Genomic DNA, 1,062 nt, shown 5'->3' with positions numbered 1-1,062 from the left:
CCGCCGCGCAACGCCAGGCGCTCCGCGCTGTTCCGCATCCAGATGGAACCCACAGGATTGGTCGTGTCCACGGATACAGGGAGAGCAGTTTCAGCAGGGCAGGCACCGTGACGCTGCTTTCCGCCGTCATGGACTTAAAGGCGCAGGAAGACGACGCCGTGGTGTCAGGGCTGGGGTACTGGCTGGTGATGGTCTTATTCAGCTTACAGCGCCTGTGCCGTTGCTACCCACGGCGTCATATTTCAGCGTATCCGCCGTGCCGGGCGTGGCCAGCGTGCCGTTCTGCAGAATGGCCTTCCAGGCGCTGCTGTCCGCGCTCATGTCCACATCAGCCGCCGCATCGTTATCCTTGATAATGTTGATTTCACCGGCGTTCAGACGCATACCGCCAGTCCACTCCCACACGTTACCCACAAGGTCCGCGATCCCCGCAGGACTGTTGTCATGCCGCCAGCTCACAGGCCCGGAGCCGGTCAGCGTGCGTCCGTGCAAATCGTCGTTACTGACACCCAGCTCACTGGCTCCGGGGGCAAGCGTACCGGTCTCGTGCTTGGCTTCGTGGTGCTGGCCCCAGTAGGTGTTGCCGCGCGGCTGGAACCCCGTCTTGATGCCCAGCGCACCCAGCAGCGCCCATTCCGCGTTGGTCATCAGGTGCCAGCCCGTGCCCTTGTTCTTGCAGTACGTCACCGCGCTGTCGAAGTTCAGAGAGTTGGCCGGGTCCATACCGGGCAAGCTCACCGCGTAGCTGTCCACCAGGGACGCCGGATACATGCCGATGAAAAGTTCCGACTTCTCCACCCCGTTGACGATGAAGGCCGGATGCGTACCCGTCAGGCCCAGGTCGGGATACAGGTCCTCAATCCGCATTTTCGGGATGCGGCGCATGAAGCTGGGATGCCCAGCATCGTCATACAGTACCGTGCACAGGCCGCCCGTGGCCGATTCCACGCTGGAACGCAGGCTGTCTTTCGTGATGATGGTCGCCATGTTATGCCTCCATATTGTCGGTTACAGTCCAAAGAATCAGCCGCACGGCTTCCATGTCGGATGCGGCAAGGGGAA

At 61.8% G+C, this 1,062-nt stretch carries 1 protein-coding gene; it reads right to left on the bottom strand.

Translation table 11 applies throughout. The features are described 5' to 3' along the window. Positions 1 to 198: 198 nt before the first annotated feature. Entirely contained in the window at positions 199 to 987 is a 789-nt protein-coding gene (locus DESPIG_RS12595) for an SUMF1/EgtB/PvdO family nonheme iron enzyme (protein WP_006009655.1), read from the bottom strand. Positions 988 to 1,062 lie beyond the last annotated feature (75 nt).

Source organism: Desulfovibrio piger ATCC 29098 (genome assembly GCF_000156375.1).
GTDB lineage: Bacteria > Desulfobacterota > Desulfovibrionia > Desulfovibrionales > Desulfovibrionaceae > Desulfovibrio > Desulfovibrio piger.
This window is presented reverse-complemented; position numbering and strand designations above follow the sequence as displayed.

Bases quoted from the DNA above. Each gene is read 5' to 3' on its own strand.
- DESPIG_RS12595 (WP_006009655.1), bottom strand. From the start codon at position 987: ATGGCGACCATCATCACGAAAGACAGCCTGCGTTCCAGCGTGGAATCG.